The 7,459-nt window shown below is 66.3% G+C and carries 8 protein-coding genes and 1 tRNA gene; 7 read left to right on the top strand and 2 right to left on the bottom strand.

The genetic code is table 11. From position 1 onward, the window contains the following. On the bottom strand, window positions 1–793 hold a 793-nt coding region (locus A2Z13_00005), incomplete at its 3' end, for a hypothetical protein (GenBank protein ID OGP76479.1). Window positions 794–913: 120 nt separating this feature from the next. Between A2Z13_00005 and A2Z13_00010 the strand changes: the two genes are divergently transcribed. From A2Z13_00010 to A2Z13_00020, 3 genes are read left to right on the top strand one after another with little or no spacing between them, the layout of a single operon-like run. After that, window positions 914–1,120, top strand: a complete 207-nt coding sequence (locus A2Z13_00010) for an AbrB family transcriptional regulator (protein ID OGP76480.1) — start codon at window positions 914–916, stop codon at window positions 1,118–1,120. Further along, window positions 1,117–1,503 (top strand): twitching motility protein PilT, encoded by a 387-nt coding sequence (locus A2Z13_00015; GenBank protein OGP76481.1) that lies wholly within the window; start codon window positions 1,117–1,119, stop codon window positions 1,501–1,503. Before A2Z13_00010 ends, A2Z13_00015 begins: the two co-directional genes overlap by 4 nt. Before the next feature lie 8 nt (window positions 1,504–1,511). Then, window positions 1,512–3,917 carry a hypothetical protein gene (locus tag A2Z13_00020; protein ID OGP76482.1) on the top strand — a complete coding sequence of 802 codons (2,406 nt, stop codon included), beginning with the start codon at window positions 1,512–1,514 and terminating at the stop codon, window positions 3,915–3,917. Here A2Z13_00020 and A2Z13_00025 read toward each other — a convergent pair. Continuing rightward, on the bottom strand, window positions 3,898–5,082 hold the full coding sequence (locus A2Z13_00025) for a hypothetical protein (GenBank protein OGP76483.1): 1,185 nt from the start codon (window positions 5,080–5,082) through the stop codon (window positions 3,898–3,900). The two genes, A2Z13_00020 and A2Z13_00025, sit on opposite strands and share 20 nt — an antisense overlap. Before the next feature lie 105 nt (window positions 5,083–5,187). Between A2Z13_00025 and A2Z13_00030 the strand changes: the two genes are divergently transcribed. The 4 genes from A2Z13_00030 to A2Z13_00045 all read left to right on the top strand — a co-directional run bounded on the left by A2Z13_00030 (window position 5,188) and on the right by A2Z13_00045 (window position 7,458). After that, the gene (locus A2Z13_00030) at window positions 5,188–6,114 is read left to right on the top strand and encodes a ribosomal protein L11 methyltransferase (protein OGP76484.1); all 927 of its coding nucleotides are present in this window, start codon (window positions 5,188–5,190) and stop codon (window positions 6,112–6,114) included. A gap of 7 nt (window positions 6,115–6,121) precedes the next feature. Further along, a complete protein-coding gene (locus A2Z13_00035) occupies window positions 6,122–6,859 on the top strand; it encodes a hypothetical protein (protein OGP76485.1) in 738 nt (245 codons plus the stop codon). A 10-nt stretch (window positions 6,860–6,869) separates the two neighbouring features. After that, window positions 6,870–7,340, top strand: a complete 471-nt coding sequence (locus A2Z13_00040) for a hypothetical protein (protein OGP76486.1) — start codon at window positions 6,870–6,872, stop codon at window positions 7,338–7,340. 45 nt (window positions 7,341–7,385) lie between these two features. Continuing rightward, window positions 7,386–7,458, top strand: a tRNA-Phe gene (locus A2Z13_00045). Window position 7,459: the final 1 nt, after the last annotated feature.

Raw genomic sequence — 7,459 nt, forward strand, 5'->3', positions numbered from 1 at the left:
AAAGACGGCGGCCGGCCTCCGCGAACACGTTGCGGATGTCTTCCTCCGTCTCTCCTGCCTTGGGGGACATCTTCCCCGCGACGATCCCGGAGATCCGGCGAAGCCGCCCGGACTGGATCCACTGGGTGAGCATCCGATCGATCCGGTAGCAGGGCTCCGAGACGTCCTCGAGGAAAAGGAGCACCCCCCTGAAGTCGGGCTCGAAGGGGGTGCCGAGGAGGGCGGTCAGCACGGAAAGGCATCCGCCGGCGAGGATCCCCTCCGCCGCCCCGCCGCGCAGCCGATCGCAGGGGAACCCCCACGGCTCCCGCGGAGACACGGCGCCCGCCGCCAAACGGGAGAAGGCGGCAAGGGCCGCGCCGTCCGGCTTGCGCGCAAGGTCGGCCGCCGCCATCGGGCCGTGGAGGGAGGGAATCCGCAGCCGGGTGGAAAGGTAGGCGAGGATCGCCGTGACGTCGCTGTAGCCGATCACCAGCCGAGGGCGGCGCGCGATTTTCCTCCAGTCGATGTGCGGCAGGATCCGGGAAGCGCCGTACCCTCCCCGGGCCGCCATCGCAGCGCGCGCCTCGGGCAGGGAGAGCGCCCAGGTGGTCTGCGCGGCGCGGTGCGCGTCGTCCCCCGCGAGGTACCCTTCCTCCCTCAGCACGCCGCCGGAAATCTCGGGGACATACCCCGCGGAAGCGAGGCGGGCAACCCCGCGGGAAAGTTTTTTCCCGTCGACCGGCCCGGCCGGGGCGAAGATCGCGATCACGTCCCCCTTCCGCAACGGAAGAGGCTTCCGGCTGCGCACCATGGTCCGATGCTATCACGATTTCCCGCAGAGGCCGCAGGCCAAACGCAGGCCAAACGTTGACAGGGAGTCCCGGATCGATCATCATTATGTATGATGATAACATTATCGATGGAGGACGGAATGACGACCGTTACCGTATCCCCCAAGTACCAGATCGTCATCCCCCGGAAGGTAAGGGAGTCCATGGGCATCCAGCCGGGGGAAAAGATCCGGGTCTTCCAGTACGGGGACCGCATCGAATTCATCCCCGTGCGCAGGATGCGCGCGATGCGCGGATTCCTCAAAGGAATCGACACCGCCGTGGAGCGTGATGAGGACCGGACGTGAGATCCCTCAACCTGGTGGATTCGTGCGGCTGGCTGGAGTATTTCGCCGACGGCCCCAACGCATCGTTTTACGCGCCCTCGATCGAGGCGGTGGACCGGCTCGTCGTGCCCACGATCTGCATCCTCGAAGTGTTCAAGAACATTCTCCGGCAGAGGGGGGAGAACGCGGCCCTGCAGGCCGTCGCGGCAATGGAGCAGGGGCGTGTCGTGAACCTTGACGCTTCGATCGCTCTGAGCGCCGCAAGGCTTGGGGCGGAACTCGGGTTGCCCCTGGCGGACAGCGTCATCCTGGCAACGGCGCGTGCCTGCACGGCATGGATCTGGACGCAGGACGCCGATTTCAAAAAGATCGACGGGGTCCGGTTCGCGAGAAAGCGCCCCTAGGGGAAGCGATGGCCGGGACGGCATGGGAAGCGGCGCTTGCGGCGCTGGAATGGAGCAAGGTGAGCTCCCGGCTTTGCTCGCACGCGGCATCGGATCCCGGACGGAGCCTTTGCGCCGCGCTCGTTCCGGGGACGGACCTCGACGCCATCCGGATCTCTCTCGAGGAAAACCGCGACGGACGCCGCGTCCTCATCGCCGAGGGACCGCTTCCCCTCGAGGGGCTGAAGGAGATCCTCCCGGAAGTGGAGAAGGCGGCCAAGGGCTCTTCCCTTTCCCCCGCCGAGCTGCTCCTTGTCGGGCGGACGGCCCGGACGGGGGAGCGGGTGCGCAAATTCTTCGAGGAACGCCGCGGGAAGTACCCCCGCCTCGCCCACCACGCGCGGGAGATTCCTTTCCTTCGGGACCTGACCGAGGAGATCGAGCTGAAAATCGATCCTTCGGGGACCCTCACCGACCGGGCCTCGCCGTCACTCGGCCCGCTGCGGCGGCAGCTCTCGGTGGCGAAGAGCCGCATCCAGAAAACGGCCGAGGAGATCCTCTCCTCTGCGAAATACGCTCGCCACATCCAGGAAACGTATGCCACCGTCCGTTCCGGGCGCCTGGTCATCCCGTTCAAGACCTCGGCCAAGGGACTCTTCCAGGGGATCGTGCACGACACCTCGCAGAGCGGGCAGACGGTCTTTTTCGAACCCGAGGAGCTCGTCTACCTGAACAACGAGGTCAAGATGGCCGAGCTCGAGGTGGAGCGGGAAATCGCCCGCATCCTGGCCGAACTGACGGCGAAGGTGGCGCGGAAGACCTCCGAGCTCCTGACCTGCCGCGAACGGCTCTCCCGCCTCGACCTCGCGCAGGCCCGCAGCCTCCTGGCGGAGGAGCTCGCCGCCGCCGAGCCGACCGTCACGGCATCCGGCGAGGTGCACCTGATCTCGGCGCGGCACCCCCTGCTCGTCCTCTCCCGCAGGGAGGTGGTGCCCAACGACCTGCGGCTGGGACGCCCCCGCCTCTGCCTGATCCTCACCGGTCCCAATGCGGGAGGGAAGACCGTCGCACTGAAGACGCTGGGGCTGCTCACCCTGATGGCGATGGCCGGGCTCTCGATCCCCGCGGCAGCGGACTCGACGGTCTCGGTCTTCTCCCGCATCTTCGTGACGCTCGGGGACGAGCAGAGCGTCGAGCAGGACCTGTCCACCTACTCCGCCCACATCCGGCGTCTGAACGAGATCCTCACGGGCGCAGACCGGGGCTCCCTCGTTCTGCTGGACGAAGTCGTCTCCGGAACCGACCCGCGGGAGGGGGCCGCGATTGCCCGCGCCTTCCTGGAGACCCTTGCGGACCGGGAAGTGCGGGTGCTCGCCACGACCCACTTCGAAGAGCTCAAGGGGATCGCCTACGAGGACCAACGGTTCGAGAACGGCTCGATGAGCTTCGACGAGGAGCACCTTCGCCCCACCTACCATCTTCGGCTCGGCATTCCGGGAAGGAGCATGGGGATCACGATCGCCCGGGCGCTCGGCTTCCCTGAAGGGGTACTCGATCGCGCGGGAAACTATCTTGCCGGCTCCGGGCACGAGCTTGCCGACGCCCTCGAGCGGCTTGCGGCAGAGCAGGAAAAAGCCCGCGTGGAAGCGGAGGAGGCCGTTGCCGCGAGGCGCGAGGCGGAAGGCCTCCGCGTCCGGCTTGACGCCGAGCGGGAGCGGGCAAGGGAGGAAGAGTCCCGGATCTTCGCGGGGGCGCGCCAGAAGGTCCGTGACGAGATCCGCAAAGCGGAAGCCCAGCTCCGGGCGGTGACCGAGGAACTTCGCAAGGAAAAGAAGATCGAGACCGTCCGGAAGGCGCAGACCGTGATCCGGGAATGGAAGGAAAAGGGAAAGACCGCGGAGGAAGACCCCGTGGTGCGCGCGACGATCAGCAGGACGGCGCCCCTTTCCCCCGGAACCGCGCTTTCCCAGGGCCAGAAGGTGTTCCTTGGGACGATCCTCAAGGAGGGGGAGGTCGCGTCGGTGCCGGCTCCGGAGGACCGCGAGGTGGAGGTGCGGGTCGGCGGGATGAGGCTTCGGGTGCCCCGGGAACAGGTGCGGATCTTTCCGGCGGCGGGGCGAAGCTCGGCGGAAAGCAAACGATCGAAAGCGCCACGGCGAGGAGAGGAGGCGTCCCCGGCACTCCATCTCCAGACGCCGGAGAATACGCTCGACCTGCGCGGCAGGTACGTGGATGACGCGCTGCCCGAGATGGAAGCCTTCCTCGACCGGCTCTCGCTCGCCCAGGCGCTCCACGCCTTCGTCATCCATGGCCACGGCACGGGGGCGCTGAAAGCCGCCGTGCGCAGCCATCTTCGGAACTCTCCCTACGCGAAGCGCTTCTTCCCCGCCCCGCGGGAACAGGGCGGCGACGGGGTCACGATCGTCCTGTTCTGAACGCCTCCCAGGCCCGGCGGCAGAGGCCGGGATCGGCAAATAGCCCGCAGCCGGTAAGTGCCAGCGCCCGGATCCCCTCCATCATCCCTTCGACGCCGGAAGGGCCCTTCGATGCCTCTTCGAACGAGCGCGTGTGAATCTCCACCTTTTCGCCGCTGGAGATCGGAACGTTGGGCTGGATCGTCGGCAGGACCCGCGAAACGTTTCCGATGTCGGAGGAGCCGCGGTTCTTGCCGGTGGGTGCGCCGCTTTCGGGGAGCCCGAGGATCTCGAGGGCCCCCCGGTAAGCATCGGCCAGCACGGGGTTCACCTTCATCGCGGAGAGGGTGTACGGCCCCTCCTCCATCCTGAGCCTGCAGCCGGTCGCCTTCGCCGCTCCCCGGGCACACTCCTTGACCCTTCGGACCGCGTCCGCGAGCTCCGCGTCGTCCTCCCCCCGGACGTAGAAGTACGCCTGTGCCCGCTCCGGGATGATATTCGGCGCCCTGCCGCCCTCGGTGACGATCCCGTGGACGCGGACGGTCTCCGGAAGGTGCTGGCGCAGCGCCGCGGTCCCCTGGAACAGCAGGAGGACCCCGTCCAGTGCGTTGATCCCGTGCTCCGGGTAAGCAGCCGCGTGGGAAGCTTTCCCCAGGAAGGTGAATCGGATTTTGTGCAGGGCGAGATACCCCTTGGCGACGTGGCGGCGAGAGGAGGGATGGACCATCATCGCGGCGTCTACCCCATCGAAGACCCCTTCCTCGACCATCCGGGCCTTGCCGTACCCCATCTCTTCGGCGGGGGTGCCAAGGGCCACGATCTTCCCCGACCGGAAACGACCCGCCCCGAACGCGGCCAGCGCCACCGCCGCGCAGGCCGACGACACGCCCACGACGTTGTGACCGCAGGCATGCCCCAGGTCCGGCAGGGCGTCCATCTCGCAGAGGAACGCCACCGCCGGCTTCCCCTTGCCGAAGACGAATTCCGCGCGGAACGCGGTCTTCATCCCGGCGATCCCCCGCTCCACGCGGAACCCCCTCGCCTCCAGAAACCCGGAGAGGGTCCCGGAGGATCGGAACTCCTTGAGCCCGAGCTCCGCATAGCCCGAGATCGCACGGAGCATCCGCACGGCGTCGGGACGCAGGGCCTCGGCTTTCGATAGAAGGATTTTTCTCCGGCGGTCCATTTTCCTGTCGCCACGCTGCGGCGAGGTGCTATCTTAGCATACTTGGCGCAAAATCCCCCACGGCCGGAGCGCTATAATATCGGGGAAAAGAAGAGAGGCAGGCCGATGACGCGCTGGAAGTCGTTCACCGTCGAGACGCGCCGGGAAGCGGTCGATGCCCTCACCCACTTCTTCCTGATGCACGGGTCACTGGGGATGGCCTATGACGAACGTCTGTTCAGCCCTGACGGCGACCCCATCGACCCTCTTCCCCCTCCGGAAGAGGTCACGAAGCTGACGGCGTATTTCCCCTGGGAGGCCGACCTCCATGACCTGAAGAAGGCATTCCTCGAATTCCTTCCCGTGCTGGCCGAGTCGTTCGGCCCGGACGCCGGCGCCTTCCTCTCGGCCACCGAGATCACCGACTATGGATGGGCGGAAAACTGGAAGGAGCACTTCAAGCCCCGAAAGCTGGGGGACCGCCTCGTCGTGAAGCCGTCGTGGGAGGCGTACGCCGCCGCCCCGGGCGAAGTCGTGCTGACGATCGATCCCGGCCAGGCATTCGGAACCGGGACCCACGAGACCACCCGGATGTGCCTGCAGCTGCTGGAAGAGGTCTACGACGCCTCTCCGGGGCCCCGGAGAGTGCTGGACATCGGAACGGGGACCGGGATCCTAGGAATCGCCGCGATCCGGCTGGGAGCGGACTACGCGTTGGGAATCGACACCGACCCCAAAGCGGCCGAAACGGCCGAGGAAAACGCAAGGACGAACGGCGTGGCGGAACGGTTCGCGTCCACCTTCATGCCGCTATCCTCGATCGAGGAGAGCTACGAGCTCGTCGTGGCCAACATCCTCGCCGAGATCCTCATCGACCTGAAAAAGGAGATCGTCTCCCGCTGCGCGCCGGGAGGGTTCCTGATCCTGTCGGGAATCCTGGCGGAAAAGAATGGTTGGGTGGAGGAGGAATTCCGGGAGGAAGGGATGCAACCGGTGAAGCGGAAAACCGACGGCCAGTGGGCCGCGGTGTTGCTGCGGCGGGAGGCGCACTGACCGTCCCGTGCCCACCTTCTTCGTCGACCGCAGGAACATCTCCGGCGACACGGCCGTTCTTTCGGGAACCGAGGCCGGGCACATGCTGCGGTCCCTTCGACTGAGGACCGGGGACTCCTTTTATGCCTTCGACGAGCAGGGAACCCGCTACCGGATGCGAATCCTGGAAGCGACCTCGCGCTCCCTCCGCGCCGAAGTACTGGAGTCCTTGCCGGCCGAGCCCCCGCCCGAAGTGACGGTCACCCTCATGGTCGGGCTTCCCAAGGCGGACAAGATGGACTTCATCCTGCAGAAGGCGACCGAGCTCGGAAGCTCTCGCGTGATTCCCTTCCGGTCGTCCCGCACCATCCCCCGGCTCGACCCCCAGGATGCGAGGAAACGCCTCCTGCGGTGGGAGCGGATCGTACTCGCCGCCGCGAAACAGTGCGGCTCCGGCTGCATTCCCGAGGTTTCCCCCCTGCTCTCCTACGCGGATGCGCTGCGGGCCGGCGCCGCGTCGGAAGGGAAGCTCATTTTCTACGAAGGGGAAGGCCGGTTCGGATTGAAGAAGGTCCTTTCCGGGCTGGGTCGGGCGAAGAGCGTTGCCCTGCTGGTCGGCCCCGAGGGGGGATTCTCGGAGGACGAGGTGAAGGAGGCGGAAGGGGCCGGTTTCCTGCGCGCCGGCCTGGGATCGCGGATCCTGCGCGTGGAGACCGCGGTGGTCGCCGTGCTCAGCATGACGATGTATCATTTCGAAAAAGGGTAAGGGAGGCCAGTTGACAACGCCCGAGGTTCCCTTCGCCGGCTTCTGGATCCGTGCGGCAGCGCGGACCATCGACCTCCTCGTCATCCTGGGGATCTTCTCCCTCTTCTACTTGGTGGACAGGCTCGGCGCGTCGGGGGGAATCTGGGCACCCAGTACGATCGAAGACGTCTACGCCATCACAGGCTTGTTTTCCATGGAAAACATCGTACGGGCGGTCTTCTTTTTCGGCTTCCCCGTTTTCTACTACGTGTACCTGCATGGCGCCTTCGGGCAGACCTTCGGAAAGATGGCGCTCAGGATCAAGGTCATCAACGAGGACGGCTCCCCCCTGGATTACCGCAGGGCGTTTCTCCGCTGGCTGGGGTACTTCCTCTGCGAGTTCACGCTCTATATCGGCTACCTTTGGGCCGCGTTCGACAAACGCAAGCAGGGGCTCCACGACCGGGTGTGCAGGACGCTCGTGGTCCGGACCGACGCTTGACACCCGGTCGCGCAATCCGCTAGAATTTCTTTTTTGCGAAAGAGTGGCCCTTTAGCTCAGATGGTAGAGCAGAGGACTGAAAATCCTCGTGTCCGCAGTTCAATTCTGCGAGGGGCCAC

The organism is Deltaproteobacteria bacterium RBG_16_64_85 (genome assembly GCA_001798885.1).
GTDB lineage: Bacteria > Desulfobacterota > Deferrimicrobia > Deferrimicrobiales > Deferrimicrobiaceae > FEB-35.